Source organism: Polaromonas aquatica (genome assembly GCF_050626995.1).
In the GTDB taxonomy this organism is placed as follows: domain Bacteria; phylum Pseudomonadota; class Gammaproteobacteria; order Burkholderiales; family Burkholderiaceae_C; genus Polaromonas; species Polaromonas aquatica_A.
Window position 1 is genome coordinate 347,226 of the sequence record NZ_CP192467.1, and the last position, 13,982, is coordinate 361,207.

A 13,982-nucleotide genomic window follows, 5' to 3' on the forward strand; every position below is an offset into this window, starting at 1 on the left:
AAAAAACAATCAAGCAAAAAAAGCGAGGAGCCTTCATGAAAAGCACGCATAACATCCTCTGGGCGTACAGCAAGAGCGCTGCCGTCACGCTGGCCATGGTCACCGGCACCGCCGCGCTGATAACAGCCTGCGCGGGCGTCGCGCCGCTTCCCAGGGAATACACACAGGACCAGCTGGATGCTTCGGTCATGGTGCCGTCCGGCCATGTTGTAGTGCTTGAAACCACCGCCAGCGGCCTTCTTCACTACGAGTGCAAGGCCAACGCCGACACGGCCGGCACCATAGGCTGGGTCCTGGTGCGTCCCGAAGCCGACCTGCTGGACCGCACCGGCAAAACCGTCGCGAAATATTCAGGCCCACCCGCGACCTGGACGCATATTGATGGCTCCAGCGTCGTCGGCACGCAAGTGGCGCTGGCGCCCCGCGTAGGCGCCACCAACCTGCCGCAGCAGCTTTCTACCGGCGCACCGGGTGCCACACCTGGTGTCCTGCAAAACGTCACCTACATCCAGCGCGTCAAGACCAAAGGCGGCCAGGACCTGAGCAAGAGCTGCACACAGGCCGACATTGGCGACAAGCTGACAACGTCCTACCAGGCTGACTATATTTTCTGGAAAGCTGCTTGACGCGGGCAAGGCGGCTGTTCACGCGGCGCTCTCACGGCGTGTCCCATCGGGCTTTTCCGTTTCAGCCCGCCGCCGACTTTCATACAGGTGTTTCCCCGCATCAGGTCCCTGCGGTTACCTACAGACGGCGATGGAGCAAGCTGGTCTACTGAAGGCTAGCCTCCTGTTCCTTACCTGGAAACCATCGTGAACCTCAACGCCTTCCGTTTTTCCGCCGGCTTGCTCGGGCGTGTGCTCCTGGTCGCCGGCGCGGTGGGTGCACTCGGGGCCTGCAGCCTGCGCCAGCCTATCCTCCACCAGGCTCAGCAGATATTGCCGGAGTCCGTGCGCGTGCCTGCGGGCCACGTTGCCGTGTTCGAAGCACAGGGCCGCGGTGACCTGCTTTACGAATGCCAGGCCATCAAGCGCGCACCCTACGAATACGCCTGGCTGCTTCGGTCCGCCGGTTTGAGGCTGCAAGACGGCAGTGGCAACACCATCGTGTATTACCCCGACACGCGTTCACGCTGGGAACACAGCGACGGCTCCAGGGCCACCGCACGGGAACTGGTTGAAATCTCCGGTGGCAAGCAGAACATGCCATTGCTGCGCGCGATGGTTGCCCCTTCAGACACCAAAGGGGCGCTGGCCACCATCAGCTACATCCAGGCCCGCAGAACCGTGGGCGGGGTAGTCCCCACCCCCTGCACATCCGCAAGCCTGGGCATGCGGGTGTCCGTGCCTTATGAAGCAGCCCATGTGTTCTGGCGGCCGGCTGCTTGAGACACCTCTCATCGCCAAGGAAAAAAGAGAAAGAGAAAGAGAAAGAGAAAGAAAAAGCCCGCACGAAGCGGGCTTTTTGCTGGGGACTTTCGGGAATGATTTTTTGGGAGTGATTTTGGGGAATGATTGGCAAGAGCCTTTCACCCCCTTAACCGTTCCTAGCGATGTCCGTGACCATGGCCATGACCGCGGCCGTGCCCATGGCCATGCCGCTCGTAATACACCGGGCGCGGGCCGTAGTAGCCGTGCCTTGGGCCGTAATACACCGGTGCTGGCGCATAGTACACAGGCGCAGGCCTGACATACACGGGGCGCGGCGCGTAGTACACCGGCGCAGGCTGGTAATACACGGGTGCAGGTTGCACGTACACCGGCTGCTGGTACACCGGGTAGGCGTTGGTCACGCCTACGTGCACACCGGGGGTGGCAATGCCCACAGAGAAAGTCACGTTGTCGCGGGCCTGGGCAGCACCGGCAAAGCCGAAGGCGGCCAGAGCCAGCGCGGCTGCGGCGCCAGCCATGGCGACGGAGCGGTTTGCCTTGATTGCTGTCTTCATATGATCTCCTTGTGAGGTAGAGGGCGGGCAGGAAATGCCCATGTGCTTATTAAACGCGGCACCCTCGTAACGGCATACCGCACGCACAGTGAAGAGCGTAGCCAAACGTAACCCCCTAAAATCAGCCAATGACCACCCCCGTTCCCTCCAAAGCTGCCCCGTCTGCTGTTTCCGCCCCTGCCGACAAAGAAATCCACAAGCCCAGCAACTTCCTGCGCCAGATCATCGAGAAAGACCTGGCCGAGGGCACGTATGCCAGCCGCCGCTGGGGTGGCAGCCCCGGGGACGCCGCCCACCACGCCGCCGGCCAGCCCGACCCGGCAAAGGTGCGCTTGCGCTTTCCGCCCGAGCCCAACGGTTACTTACATGTGGGTCATGCCAAAAGCATTTGCCTCAACTTCGGCCTGGCGCGCGACTACGGCGGCGTGTGCCACCTGCGCTTTGACGACACCAACCCCGAAAAAGAAGACACCGAATACGTCGACAGCATCATCGAAGCCGTCAAGTGGCTGGGCTTTGACTGGGCACAAATCGGCAACCCAAAAGGCGGTGACAAACCTTACCAGGCCAGCGACTACTTCGACTTCATGTACCGCGCAGCCGAGTACCTGATCGAAAGCGGCAACGCCTACGTCGATGAACAAAGCGCTGAAGAAATGCGCCACAACCGCGGTGACTTCGGCCACCCCGGCACCAATAGCCCCTTCCGCGGCCGCACGCCCGCCGAAAACCTGGCGCGCTTTCGTGAAATGCGTGACGGCAAACTCGCCGACGGCGCCGCCGTGCTGCGCGCAAAAATTGACATGGCCTCGCCCAACATCAACATGCGCGACCCGGCCATCTACCGCATACGCCGCGCCCATCACCACAACACCGGCGACAAATGGTGCATCTACCCGATGTACACCTTCGCCCATCCGGTGGAAGACGCACTCGAGCAAATCACCCACAGCATCTGCACGCTGGAGTTTGAAGACCAGCGCCCGTTTTACGACTGGCTGCTCGACCGCTTGGCCGAAGGCAAGCTGATCGCCACACCGCACCCGCGCCAGTATGAGTTTGCGCGCCTGAACCTCACCTACGTGCTTACCAGCAAACGCAAGCTGGCCCAGCTGGTGACGGAGCAGCGCGTCAGCGGCTGGGACGACCCGCGCATGCCCACCATCGTCGGCCTGCGCCGCCGCGGCTACACGCCCGAAGCCATTCAACTCTTTGCCGAACGCATTGGTGTCACCAAGAGCGACAGCTGGATCGACTACAGCACGCTCGAAGGCTCGCTGCGCGACACACTCGACCCGATCGCTCCACGCGCGATGGCCGTGCTTGACCCCGTCAAGCTGGTGCTGACCAACTGGGACGAGCTCATGGGCGCAGGCAAACTCGACGACTGCTCCGCACCCGTACACCCGCACCACGAAGACATGGGCAAACGCCAGTTCAAGATCGGCAAGGAAGTCTGGATTGAACGCACCGACTACGAAGAGACGCCCCCCAAAGGTTTCTTCCGCCTGTTCCCGCCGCACATCAACGCCAGCAAACAAGCCATTGCCGGCAGCAAGGTGCGCCTCAAGTACGGCCACGTCATCGAATGCACAGGCGCAGTGAAAGACGCCAACGGCAAGGTCACCGAAGTGCACGCCATCCTGATTCCCGACACCAAGAGCGGCACCCCTGGTTCCGACGCCATCAAGGTCAAGGGCGTGATCACCTGGGTCGGTGTGAATGACGCAGTTGAGGCTGAAGTGCGCCTCTATGACCGCCTGTTCAGCGTCGAGCACCCCGGCACCGGTGACAAGGACTTCCTGGATGAGTTGAATGTTGACAGCCTGAAGACCGTGACCGCGTATGTCGAGCCATCGCTGACGAATGTACCCGGCGGTACGCGCTTTCAGTTTGAGCGGCATGGGTACTTTGTCACAGACATTGTTGATCACGCAACCGGCAAAGTCGTGTTCAACCGGGTGACAGGTATGAAAGACAGTTGGGCCAAGTGAAGCCGGGCCATTTCTAAAAGCCCGGAGCTAAAGACCCTATAGCGCGCCAAATACAAACAATATCGAGGGAGGAAAAAGCATGGAAACCATCATCAAGACGCTGCTCATCACGTTAGTTGCCGGACTGAGTGGGTGTGCAACCATCAAAGATCCGACAATATTTTCAGAGAAAAAAGAAACCTTTACGCCTGAGCCTGTGAAGAAGGTACTGGTCGTCATCGATATCGGCCTGGAATATGACAAATTGCCCAGCGGCTTTGCATTCTCAAAGGCAGACAACGCAAAAAAAATGTATGACCCCTTGGGTCAGGCAATGACCGCCGAAGTAAAAAAATCGGGAGCCGACGCTGACTATCAGCTGCACACGACAAACGCGACGCTTGTGATCCCCGTAGGCTATTCACACGTCTGGATTCAGAAGCTCGACAGATTTGTCCACACGACGAGTAGCGCCGGCTCATCCGTCTCAGGTCGCATATGGAAAGCCACCATCATCCAGTGGCGGCCAACGGCACCGGCGGCGGAAAAGTTCAAGGCGGTCTTCCGATCGGAATATGAAGCAGATGGCCCGCGATGCTTCATGCCAAATACATTTCCCAACAAGGACGAATGTCAACAGAACTACGTTGGCACTGTAGTGAGGCAGTGGCAAAAGTCGGGCTTGAAGCAGTAGTAAGCAGGTTGCAGTCAAGCCCGGCGAAGCCCCGCACATGCATCAGATCCTTTACCCCAAGGGTTTCAACAAAGTTCTGATGAAGGGGGTCATGTGGGGTATGGCGGGCGCACTATTCACACCGGCCGCCAGCCACGCGCAATTCGGCCGCGCCGAGTTCAGCGACGCCGGCGATTTCTCAGAATCAGCCATCATGCGCGGCGTCACGGCCACACAGGCGCAATGCGCGGCCGCCGCCAACACCGCCTGGGCCGCCACAGCCAGCTCGGGCGCCGAATGCATCAAATACTGGAAGGCCGGTTTTGGCGACCAGCCCGTCAAACGCGCCATCGTGTTCTTTCACGGCGACATCTTTGTAGGCGTGAGCAAGACCAGCCAGACCTATCTTGACCTGAGCAATGCCCGGCTGCAAAAGAATGCCGAAGACTGGGCCCGATGGCTAGGCATGCCCTACATCTTCGTCGGCCGCCCCGGCACCCACGGCTCATCAGGCAACCACATGCAGCGCAGGCGCATTGATGAGTCCGTCATCATCTCGGCCGCACTCGACGAAATCAAAAAACGCCACGGCATTGAAGAGTGGGTCATCGCCGGACAAAGCGGCGGCGGCCACGTCACCTCAGCACTCATCACCCAACGCGCAGACATCATCTGCGCCATCCCCACCTCAGCGCCCTCCTCGCCCCGCATCCGCTGGGAAATGATGGGCCGCACCAAAGACACCACCAACTCCGCCGACTCCTACGAGCCGTGGAAGTTTGTCACCAAGGAAAAAGTTAACCCCAAGCTGCGCGTGTTTGTACTGGGCAATCCGAATGACAAAAACGTCTTCTGGGCCTCACAAACTGTGATGGCCGATGCCCTGCAAAAAGCGCAGATTCCGGTTCAGGTGCTGCATGGCGAAGGTACCGGGCCGGATGCGCATGGCTTGTCCAACTCTTCGCGCATTGTGGCGGGGTGGTGTGCGAGGGATTTAGGGACTGAGGAGATGGTGGCGCGGGCGGGTAAGGGGCTTAAGGGATGATTAATAAAGATGCCATCGCCAAACTCAGTCCTTTGGCTCGTAAAGGGTATGCCGCGTTCATGGCCTCAGGAGCATGTGTCATTCTGTTCCTGGCATATATCTTCGGAAGCATCCTTTTTGAGGAATACTGGCTGGACAAGCGGTACGAGCGCGAAGGCATTCATGTGGAAGGTGTGATCATCAGCTTTCGACACTTCCAGACAACCGGGAAGGGCGCGGAGCGATTTACCGGTTTTTACCCTGACGTTTTGTTCACCACCCCCACTGGTCCGGTAACGCTAAAGGCCAGTGCAGGCTCGCCATTCGCAGAGCACCAGCAGCGGGAGCTGATCGGTCAAAAAGTTGCAGTAGTTTATTTGCCGGACCAGCCGGAAAAGGCCCGGATCGTTCAGTGGCCGGATCGCCTGTCGGGCAGTACCTGGATGGTGTTCCTGTTGTGTTCTGCCGTTTCTGTGTTTGTACTTTACTGCGCCAGTGTGATATGGCCGCGTGCGGGCACATCAAAAAAAATCCCTTGATCCCCTGTCCAAACCATCATGTCTTACTCCAACTTCAGTCCAGCAGCAGACCGCAACAAGCAACCCATCCTTGATGCCCTGCGCGAGGTTTTGCCGGAACGCGGCAACGCGTTAGAAATCGCCTCAGGCACAGGCCAACACGTCGCCTGGTTTGCCGCCGCCCTCCCCCAATGGACATGGCAGCCCACCGATACGATGCCTGTTGCGATGGACTCCATCTCTGCCTGGGTAGCTGAACAGGGCTTGCGCAATGTGCGCCCACCCCTTGTGCTCGACGTGATGGCGGCCGAATGGCTGCCAGGCATCGAACAATTCGACCTGATCTACTGCGCCAACATGCTGCACATCTCTCCCTGGGCGACTTGCGCGGCGTTGATGCAGGGCAGCGCACGCCATCTGGCGCCGGGCGGAATGCTGGTGACTTACGGGCCGTATCTGGAAGACGGCGTACCCACTTCGGAAGGCAACCTCAGCTTTGACCAAAGCCTGCGTGCGCAAGACCCCGGCTGGGGCATCAGGCGCAGGGTAGATGTAGAGCAGCAAGCCGCACGCGCCGGCCTGCAGCTGCAAGCACGGCATGCCATGCCTGCCAACAACCTGCTGCTGGTCTGGGGCCGGTCACAGCAGCCGTCAAACCATTAACGGCGCAGTTCGTGGGCCGGTACCATCGGCCCATGCCTCTTGCCGATTCCAACCAGCCCTTAACCGGCATGCCGCCGCGCCTGATCTGCTTCAACAAGCCCTACGGCGTGCTGAGCCAGTTCACGCCCGAAGGCCGCTGGCGCGGGCTCAAGGACTTCATCGCCGTGCCGGATGTGTATGTGGCCGGCCGGCTAGATGCGGACAGCGAGGGCTTGCTGCTGCTGACGAGCGACGGCGCGCTGCAGGCACGCATCAGTGACCCGCGCTTCAAGATGGAAAAAATCTACTGGGTGCAGGTTGAAGGTGTACCCGACGAAGCTGCGCTGGCTGCACTGCGCCAGGGCGTGCAGCTCAACGATGGCATGACGCGCCCTGCCAACGCGCGGCTGATCGACACACCGCCGGACCTGTGGGAGCGCGAACCGCCCGTGCGCGTGCGCAAAGCCATCCCCACCACGTGGCTGGAACTGGGCATTCGTGAGGGGCGCAACCGGCAGGTGCGCCGCATGACGGCGGCGGTGGGTTACCCGACCTTGCGCCTGATTCGCGCTTCCATCGGCCCCTATTCGCTGCAAGGCCTGGCGCAGGGCGTCTGGCGTGAAGCGGAAGAAAAGGCGGAAGCGTAAGCAAGCAACAAACCTTCTCGTGCACTGCCACGGAGTCATGCCCGCAGAATCTTCTCCATCGCTTTTCCTTTGGCAAGCTCATCGACCAGCTTGTCCAGCCAGCGGATTTTTTGCATCAGCGGGTCTTCGACTTCTTCTACACGGATGCCGCAGACGACGCCTTTGATCAGCGGCGCGTTCGGATGCATTGCGGGCGCCTGGGCGAAGAATGTTTCGAAATCGGTTTGCTGCCTGATTTGTTTGTCCAGCCCCTTTTGGTCGTAGCCCGTCAGCCAGCGGATGATCTGGTCGACTTCTTCTTTGGTGCGGCCTTTGCGTTCGGCTTTTTGAACCAGCATCGGGTAGACCTTGGCAAACGCCATCGTGAAAATCTTGTGCTGGGCCATGGTCATTCCTTGCAGCTTGTCGTCAGCGCGCTAACTTTGCTCCGCCTCCAGCGAAGCCTTCAACCGGCCCAGCGCCTGGTCCCACTGCTGGGCAATCAAATCCAGCGAGCGGCGGGCTTCGTCGAGTTGCTGCGGGTCAAATTGCCACAGCCGCTCCCGCCCTACCTTGATGTCATGCACCAGCCCCGCTTCGGCCAGCACCTGCAGGTGCCTGGTCACGGCCTGGCGGGTGATGTCGGTGGTGGAAGTGAGCTGCGCTATTGATACGGCACCGCCCACGCACAGCACAGCCACCAGGCGCAGGCGGGTTTCGTCGCCCAGGGCGGCGAAGACGCCCGCGGGGCCGGGCTGGGGTGCTGGCATTTCGGAGGGCTTGGAGGACTTGGAGGGTCTGGAGGAATTACTGCGTGGTGACATATTTCTTGATATTTTCCATCTGGCCTTCCCAGCCGCCGGTGTTCATGCGGATGGCTTCTGAGCGCCGGGCCACGGGGATTTTGTCAAACCCTGATTCCACCACGCTCAGCAGCGTGCCCTTGCCGGTGTCCTTGAGCGTGAACTCGACCAGCGTGGTCGGCTCTTTTGAATAGTCGACGGCCGGGTCTACCGCATACGGATGCCAGCGGTAGGAAAACAGTTTCTCGGGCTCGACGCGTTCAATGAACACGTCGAACACCACATGCTCATAGCCCGGAATGGTGATGCGGCCCTGCACCTGCTGGCCGGCGACAAAGGATTTGCCCTTGAGCGCCACGCCAAACCAGCCGCCGAATTCTTCGGCATTGGCCAGCGCGCGCCAGACCCGCGATACGGGCGCGTTGATCAAGGTGCTGCGTTCAATGCGGTCTGTGGATGAGGTTGATGAAATGGACGAAGTGGACGATGAAGTCATATGCAATCTCCTTGTTGCATGAATTATGCACCGGCCAGTTCTCTCATGCAACATTTTGGTTGCATGAATTTGAAACCGTTTGAAATTCCGGGCAATCAATTGCAAGCGGGCCGCGAGCCCTGCAGGTGCAAGTCCCTCTCAACCGTATGGTGAAAGCTTCAAGTGCCATGCCTCACCCGCACGACCCGAAACACTCTTCAAAGTGGTGTTCGCCTACACGGTTTCCCTGGGGCAGCGTGTCAAATAAGGCGGTACGGGTTTACCGCCCTTTACCGCCCACCTCGTCCAACCCTGCAGGAGACAGCCATGCCCCAGTTCGCCATGATTACCGGTGACGTGACTTACACACCGGGTGACGGTGCGCCCATTCAAATCCCCCGCGTGCGTGTGGAAGTTGCGCTGGAGCCCGACAGCGCCACACTCAGCTGGGATGCCGGAGACGGCGTTGCCGCCGTGACGGCCATTCCACGGACCCAGTTTGATGACTATGTGCAGGAAGGCAAAATCACCATGACACCGTCTGCAGCGTCATAGCAACCCGCCGTGCCGCAATAATTGGCGCCATGCCTGCCAGCTTTTCACACCCTACGCCGCTTTCGCCTCCACCCTCTTCCGTTTCTCCGGTCGTTACTCGCCGCTCGGCCCTGCTGGCGGGCATGAGCTTGCTGACCTTTCCTGCCTCACACCTTGCGGCGGCAACGGCGCCCTCGGGTGTCTGGCCCAAAGCGCTGGAGGTGCCCGGTGGCATTGCCCGGCTGCCGCTGGGCCCTGCGGCGGAGCGGCCCGTGGCCTTTGCGGGCGATGTGCCTGTGCTGGTGCTGGGTGATGCGGCAGAGTGGACGGCGCTGCTGGGCATTGCACTGTCTGCCGAGCCCGGCGAAGCCAGCATTACCGTGCAGGCCGCTGACGGCACACAACGGCAGCTGGCCTACACAGTAGCCGCCAAGCAGTACCGCGAGCAACACCTGAAGGTAGAACCGCGCACGGTGGATTTGTCGCCCGAAGACCAGGCGCGCTACGAGCGCGAGCGCGCACACCAGGCGGTGGTGATGGCCACCTTCAGCCAGCCGGTGCCCGAGGCGCCGCTGCGCATGCAGGTGCCGGTGCCGGGGCGGCGCTCCAGCTCCTTCGGGCTGCGCCGCGTGTTCAACGGGCAGGCGCGCAACCCGCACAGCGGCATGGACATCGCCGCGGCCACAGGCACGCCGGTGGTGGCGCCGCTGCCCGGCCGGGTCATAGACACGGGCGACTATTTCTTTAACGGCAACACGGTGTGGCTGGACCACGGTGGCGGACTGCTCAGCATGTATTGCCACCTGAGCGCCACCAACGTGCAGCCCGGCGACATGCTGAAGACCGGTGAGCGCCTGGGCGCCGTGGGTGCCACGGGCCGGGTGACGGGCCCGCACCTGCACTGGGGGGTGATGCTGAACCGCACGATGGTGGACCCGGCACTGTTTTTGGCGGCCTGAGCAGGCGCAAGGCGCGTTTAACAACCGTTTTCAGCATGAAAAACGGCCCTAGCCCAATAAAAGCATGGACTACCAGCTATTAAAAAAATAGCAACTTACCCAGTGCCGGCGGGCCCCAGACAAATCTGGACATGCCCCTCTAGCCCAGTAGGTCGCCCTCACTAGGGAAAACCTTGATGATGAATCCACTGTTTAACCAACACTGAAAGACACGCCATGAGCGCCAAAAACCTCTCCACCGTCGCCACTGACCTGATCGAGTCTTACGGCAACACCGCAAAACACGTCATCAACGCTTACCGCGCCGGCGGCGAACGTGTGGTCAGCCTGCTGGAGCAGCGCTGGAACCGCGCCCTGAAGCAGTCACGCACCGAGCTGACGGCTGAAACCGCCAAAAACGCATCGGCAGCGCAAGTGGCTTTCAGCGTGTACTACACCAAGGGCCTGATGCTCACGACCAACGGTGCACAGCACGTGGTGAGCCAGCTGGTCAAGGTGGCTGAAGCCGGCGTGGAACGCGCCTCCGCCAACGCCAGCCTGTTTGAAGAAAAAACCGGCGTGACCACGCTGAACACGCTGGCCCAGGCCACCGCACCCGGCGCATTGGCCCTGAGCAAGCTGGCCGCACAGATTGAACAGAAGACGGCTGAGCTGGCCAGCAAGATTGCCGGTGACCAGGCGACCGCCGCCAAGCGCAAGACGGCTTTCAGCCAGCGCCGCACCGCCAAGGCAGCCTGATCCAGGTTCTTGAAGAAAACAGGGCCTTAGCCCTTGTCTGACGGGCGCAAGCCGCTATCAAATTGGTAGCCATCTGACCTGACGCATTGCGCCTGCAGCACAAGCTACCCAAGCGTCCAAAGGAAAAGCCGCCCTTTGAGGCGGCTTTTTCACGAGCGCACTCCACCAATTTGCTGTTCCGGCACCGCAGCCCGGCCACCCTTGCGCTTGAAATACCGGCGCCGGCCCCCAGCTGCGCGTGATGACTGACCCGCTCCACATCGTCTGCCCGCACTGCCATACCACCAACCGCGTACGCGCCGACCAGCTTGGCAGCGAGCCGACCTGCGGCAGCTGCAAGAAGGCGCTGTTTGCCGCCCATTCCACCGCGCTGGACGAAGCGGCTTTTGACAAACACATCACCCGCAACCAGATCCCGGTGCTGGTGGACTTCTGGGCGCCGTGGTGCGGGCCTTGCCGGCAGATGGCGCCAGCCTATGAGCAGGCCGCAGCGCAGCTGGAGCCGCAAGTGCGTGTGGCCAAGGTAGATACCGAAGCGGTGCCCAACCTGGGCGCGCGTTTTAACATCCGCAGCATTCCCACGCTGGCGCTGTTCAAGGGCGGCCGTGAAGTGGCGCGCCAGGCCGGTGCCATGGGGGCGGCGGACATCGTGCGCTGGGTGCAGGCCAACCTGCGCTGAAAGCGGCCACCCGGCTCCGTTGGCTTGGTGTCCTCACCGCGGCGGGCCTGCGCGCCCTGTGTGGACTCAGGCACATCGCAACCGCTATGATTTTAATAGCTGCTCGCGCTCGTTATACCTGGGCTACAGGCATTTTTTTCTTGAAAACACGCTCAAAGCTACCCGTCCAGGCAAGCAATTCCGCACATCAGTCGAGTGCAGCGTCCGCCACCAGGTAGCGCCGCACCAGGTCAAAAAAACGGTCGTAAAACGCATCGGAGGTGATGGTCTCGCTGCCCACCTTGACCATGGACTCATTGCCCGACGAGAAGGGCAACGACACAGAACCAATGGCACCCACGCCCAGGCTGGCGGAGTTGTTGCTTTTCTTCATGGCGTAGCTGTCCTGCAGGGCCGTGACAAATCCCAGGCTCACCTTGCCGTCGGGCGTCTCGGGTGCGCAGACCACACGAATCACCATTTGCAGGTGTGCGTCCGGCTCCGGCTGGAAAGCCTTTTGCCCTTCCACCAGGTCGGCTGTGGCCATGTTGATGATGTAGCCCTGGCTCAGCAGCGCACGCCGCGAAGCCTCACAGGTTCGGGCGGGCGGGGCGTCAAACAGGCGTGAATAGGTTTGGGTGGACCCAAAGTTTTCCTGCAGGGGGAAGGCTTTGGCTCCGGTGGCACAGCCGGTCATCAGGGGCGACAGGCTGCAAACGGCCAGCAGTGCGGCGCTGAGCCGGCAGGATTTCCATAACAGCATCAAAGGCGCATCTCCACGGATAAGCACGGGGCAAGCACGAGGAACAAGGAAAAATGCCCCATGCACAAGCCGCCACCATACATCCTTTCAGGACACAGGCTCACGCCTCGGGTGGATCGCAGTTGTAGCAAATCGTTTACGCGGCGGATGCCGGCGCCACACGCGGCCGTTGCTCCGCCAGCCGGTTATTTTTTCTGGTCCTGGCCCGCCGACCAGAAGATGGCGCTCCATTCCAGCGGGTTGAGGCTGCGATCACGGTTGTGCTCCAGCGTGCCATTGGGCAAGTTCCAGCGCATAACCGGCCCGCCTATCAGTGAAACAACGCCTGCGCGTTCAGCTTTTCCATATTGCGCTACCAGGCGGTCAAGCGACCTGCCGTGCACCCACCAGGGAACATGCACGACGACGGACGTCAAACGGCCCTTACTGAAAAAAGCCACAAGCGTCAGCGCAGCTTCCCCGTCAGCCTTGCTCAGGCCTGAATGGCAAAACCGGTCGGTTCCCGCAGGCCCGCCTGGATGGGTACGGCAGTTCAGCGCAATACCCTGAAAATGTTTGTGCACGGCGGCCTCGTCCATCTGGCCTGACAGCTGTGCGTAGCGCATCGTCACCTCCGGCAAGGGGTCGCGCAGGTAATCGATATAGACCGGCAGGCGATCGCGGTTCAGGATTCCCACCACAGCGGCCAGGCACAGCACGGCGAGTACTCCCCACTTGGCCCACTTCTCCCACTTCTCTTCGACTGCGCCCATGATCTGCCTCCGTTGTGTATTTCTGATCTTTCACTGCGGAGCATATACGGCGGCCGGGGGCGCATCCGGCTATCGCAAATCCACTCTCTCGGTTCAGACCATGGTCCGCCCATTGATCTGCACCGTGGGCACCTGGTAGTTGCGGTCGTCGAACAGGTCGATGCCGCACTTCAGCGATTCCGCCCAGTCGAAAAACTGGCCAATGGCGGGGCCTTTGAGCGGCGCGCCGTGCTGCGGCACCAGCATGGAAATATCAAGCTGGCGCGCCATGGCCACCCAAAGGCGCAGGACCTTGTTCGACACCATGTAGCGTTTGTGGAAGCCCTCCATCAGCGGCAGGTGGGGTTTCAGGTCGGTGACGGGCACCTGCGCCGTACGGCCGGACATCATCGACACGCCGAGGTCGCCGGTAAAAAGGATGCGGCTGACGGGATCGTAAAAATGGAAGTTGCCTTCCGAGTGCAAAAAGTGCGCGGGCAGCAACCACAGCTCGCTGCGCCCCAAGGGCAGCCGCCCGCCGCCGTCGGGCACACCAATCAGGCGCTGCTCGGTTTTCCCGACCTTGGTGAAGTGCGGCACGAAACGCTCCCACACGCGCGAGATCACCAGTTGTGCCGGGGTGGATGTGAGCCAGCGGTCCAGCGAGGCGATGATGTCCGGGTCGGCGTGGGACGCAATGATGTAAGACAGTTTTTGCGGGCTGAAGTGCTGCGACATCCCCAGGAACAGTTCGTTGAACGCAAGGTTGCCGCCCGGATCAATGACGGCGCCGGTACCGCTGTCAACGATCAGGAACTGGTTGGACTGGACGGCCTGGCCGTCTTCTTCGATCAGGTCGGTGAACATCAGGCAGGCATGCCTGTCGTCACGGTAAAGTTCAATGGGCATGGCTGGAGTGC

19 protein-coding genes are annotated in these 13,982 nt (G+C 61.0%); 12 read left to right on the forward strand and 7 right to left on the reverse strand.

All coding sequences use genetic code 11. From position 1 onward, the window contains the following. Positions 1-35 precede the first annotated feature (35 nt). Together ACQ4MS_RS01665 and ACQ4MS_RS01670 are read left to right on the forward strand one after the other, a co-directional pair. The gene (locus ACQ4MS_RS01665; RefSeq protein WP_431097313.1) at positions 36-626 is read left to right on the forward strand and encodes a DUF3455 domain-containing protein; all 591 of its coding nucleotides are present in this window, start codon (positions 36-38) and stop codon (positions 624-626) included. A gap of 186 nt (positions 627-812) precedes the next feature. Further along, positions 813-1,388 carry a DUF3455 domain-containing protein gene (locus tag ACQ4MS_RS01670; protein WP_431097314.1) on the forward strand — a complete coding sequence of 192 codons (576 nt, stop codon included), beginning with the start codon at positions 813-815 and terminating at the stop codon, positions 1,386-1,388. Positions 1,389-1,546: 158 nt separating this feature from the next. Here the strand turns inward: ACQ4MS_RS01670 and ACQ4MS_RS01675 are convergent, their stop codons facing one another. Beyond that, on the reverse strand, positions 1,547-1,945 hold the full coding sequence (locus tag ACQ4MS_RS01675; RefSeq protein WP_431097315.1) for a hypothetical protein: 399 nt from the start codon (positions 1,943-1,945) through the stop codon (positions 1,547-1,549). 128 nt (positions 1,946-2,073) lie between these two features. Between ACQ4MS_RS01675 and ACQ4MS_RS01680 the strand changes: the two genes are divergently transcribed. The 6 genes from ACQ4MS_RS01680 to ACQ4MS_RS01705 all read left to right on the forward strand — a co-directional run bounded on the left by ACQ4MS_RS01680 (position 2,074) and on the right by ACQ4MS_RS01705 (position 7,422). Next, positions 2,074-3,939 (forward strand): glutamine--tRNA ligase/YqeY domain fusion protein, encoded by a 1,866-nt coding sequence (locus tag ACQ4MS_RS01680; RefSeq protein WP_431097316.1) that lies wholly within the window; start codon positions 2,074-2,076, stop codon positions 3,937-3,939. 79 nt (positions 3,940-4,018) lie between these two features. After that, positions 4,019-4,612 carry a hypothetical protein gene (locus ACQ4MS_RS01685; protein ID WP_431097318.1) on the forward strand — a complete coding sequence of 198 codons (594 nt, stop codon included), beginning with the start codon at positions 4,019-4,021 and terminating at the stop codon, positions 4,610-4,612. Between the two features lie 37 nt (positions 4,613-4,649). Continuing rightward, positions 4,650-5,636 (forward strand): alpha/beta hydrolase family protein, encoded by a 987-nt coding sequence (locus tag ACQ4MS_RS01690; RefSeq protein ID WP_431097319.1) that lies wholly within the window; start codon positions 4,650-4,652, stop codon positions 5,634-5,636. Further along, entirely contained in the window at positions 5,633-6,154 is a 522-nt protein-coding gene (locus ACQ4MS_RS01695) for a DUF3592 domain-containing protein (RefSeq protein ID WP_431097320.1), read from the forward strand. The genes ACQ4MS_RS01690 and ACQ4MS_RS01695 overlap by 4 nt, the downstream gene beginning before the upstream one ends. Before the next feature lie 18 nt (positions 6,155-6,172). Beyond that, positions 6,173-6,796, forward strand: a complete 624-nt coding sequence (locus ACQ4MS_RS01700; protein ID WP_431097321.1) for a DUF938 domain-containing protein — start codon at positions 6,173-6,175, stop codon at positions 6,794-6,796. Between the two features lie 32 nt (positions 6,797-6,828). Continuing rightward, a complete protein-coding gene (locus ACQ4MS_RS01705) occupies positions 6,829-7,422 on the forward strand; it encodes a pseudouridine synthase (RefSeq protein ID WP_431097322.1) in 594 nt (197 codons plus the stop codon). A gap of 35 nt (positions 7,423-7,457) precedes the next feature. Here ACQ4MS_RS01705 and ACQ4MS_RS01710 read toward each other — a convergent pair whose 3' ends face one another. From ACQ4MS_RS01710 to ACQ4MS_RS01720, 3 genes are read right to left on the reverse strand one after another with little or no spacing between them, the layout of a single operon-like run. Continuing rightward, a complete protein-coding gene (locus tag ACQ4MS_RS01710) occupies positions 7,458-7,784 on the reverse strand; it encodes a DUF2200 domain-containing protein (protein WP_431097324.1) in 327 nt (108 codons plus the stop codon). Between the two features lie 54 nt (positions 7,785-7,838). After that, positions 7,839-8,171: an ArsR/SmtB family transcription factor gene (locus tag ACQ4MS_RS01715; protein WP_431097325.1), complete on the reverse strand. Its 333-nt coding sequence runs from the start codon at positions 8,169-8,171 to the stop codon at positions 7,839-7,841. Between the two features lie 37 nt (positions 8,172-8,208). Next, complete coding sequence (locus ACQ4MS_RS01720; RefSeq protein WP_431097326.1) at positions 8,209-8,700, reverse strand: SRPBCC family protein; 492 nt, start codon at positions 8,698-8,700, stop codon at positions 8,209-8,211. A gap of 306 nt (positions 8,701-9,006) precedes the next feature. On the opposite strand from ACQ4MS_RS01720, the gene ACQ4MS_RS01725 reads away from it, so the two are divergent. The 4 genes from ACQ4MS_RS01725 to trxC all read left to right on the forward strand — a co-directional run bounded on the left by ACQ4MS_RS01725 (position 9,007) and on the right by trxC (position 11,589). Further along, complete coding sequence (locus ACQ4MS_RS01725) at positions 9,007-9,234, forward strand: hypothetical protein (protein WP_431097327.1); 228 nt, start codon at positions 9,007-9,009, stop codon at positions 9,232-9,234. Positions 9,235-9,263: 29 nt separating this feature from the next. Further along, on the forward strand, positions 9,264-10,172 hold the full coding sequence (locus tag ACQ4MS_RS01730) for a peptidoglycan DD-metalloendopeptidase family protein (RefSeq protein WP_431097328.1): 909 nt from the start codon (positions 9,264-9,266) through the stop codon (positions 10,170-10,172). Between the two features lie 216 nt (positions 10,173-10,388). Next, positions 10,389-10,910, forward strand: coding sequence for a hypothetical protein (locus tag ACQ4MS_RS01735; protein WP_431097329.1), 522 nt, complete (start codon positions 10,389-10,391; stop codon positions 10,908-10,910). Between the two features lie 241 nt (positions 10,911-11,151). Further along, the gene (trxC, locus tag ACQ4MS_RS01740; RefSeq protein WP_431097330.1) at positions 11,152-11,589 is read left to right on the forward strand and encodes a thioredoxin TrxC; all 438 of its coding nucleotides are present in this window, start codon (positions 11,152-11,154) and stop codon (positions 11,587-11,589) included. A 187-nt stretch (positions 11,590-11,776) separates the two neighbouring features. Here the strand turns inward: trxC and ACQ4MS_RS01745 are convergent, their stop codons facing one another. The 3 genes from ACQ4MS_RS01745 to ACQ4MS_RS01755 form a co-directional block, all read right to left on the reverse strand. Then, positions 11,777-12,265, reverse strand: a complete 489-nt coding sequence (locus ACQ4MS_RS01745; RefSeq protein ID WP_431099513.1) for a DUF2242 domain-containing protein — start codon at positions 12,263-12,265, stop codon at positions 11,777-11,779. Between the two features lie 251 nt (positions 12,266-12,516). Continuing rightward, a complete protein-coding gene (locus ACQ4MS_RS01750; RefSeq protein WP_431097331.1) occupies positions 12,517-13,083 on the reverse strand; it encodes a hypothetical protein in 567 nt (188 codons plus the stop codon). Between the two features lie 93 nt (positions 13,084-13,176). Next, complete coding sequence (locus ACQ4MS_RS01755; RefSeq protein ID WP_431097332.1) at positions 13,177-13,971, reverse strand: MBL fold metallo-hydrolase; 795 nt, start codon at positions 13,969-13,971, stop codon at positions 13,177-13,179. Between the last annotated feature and the right edge of the window lie 11 nt (positions 13,972-13,982).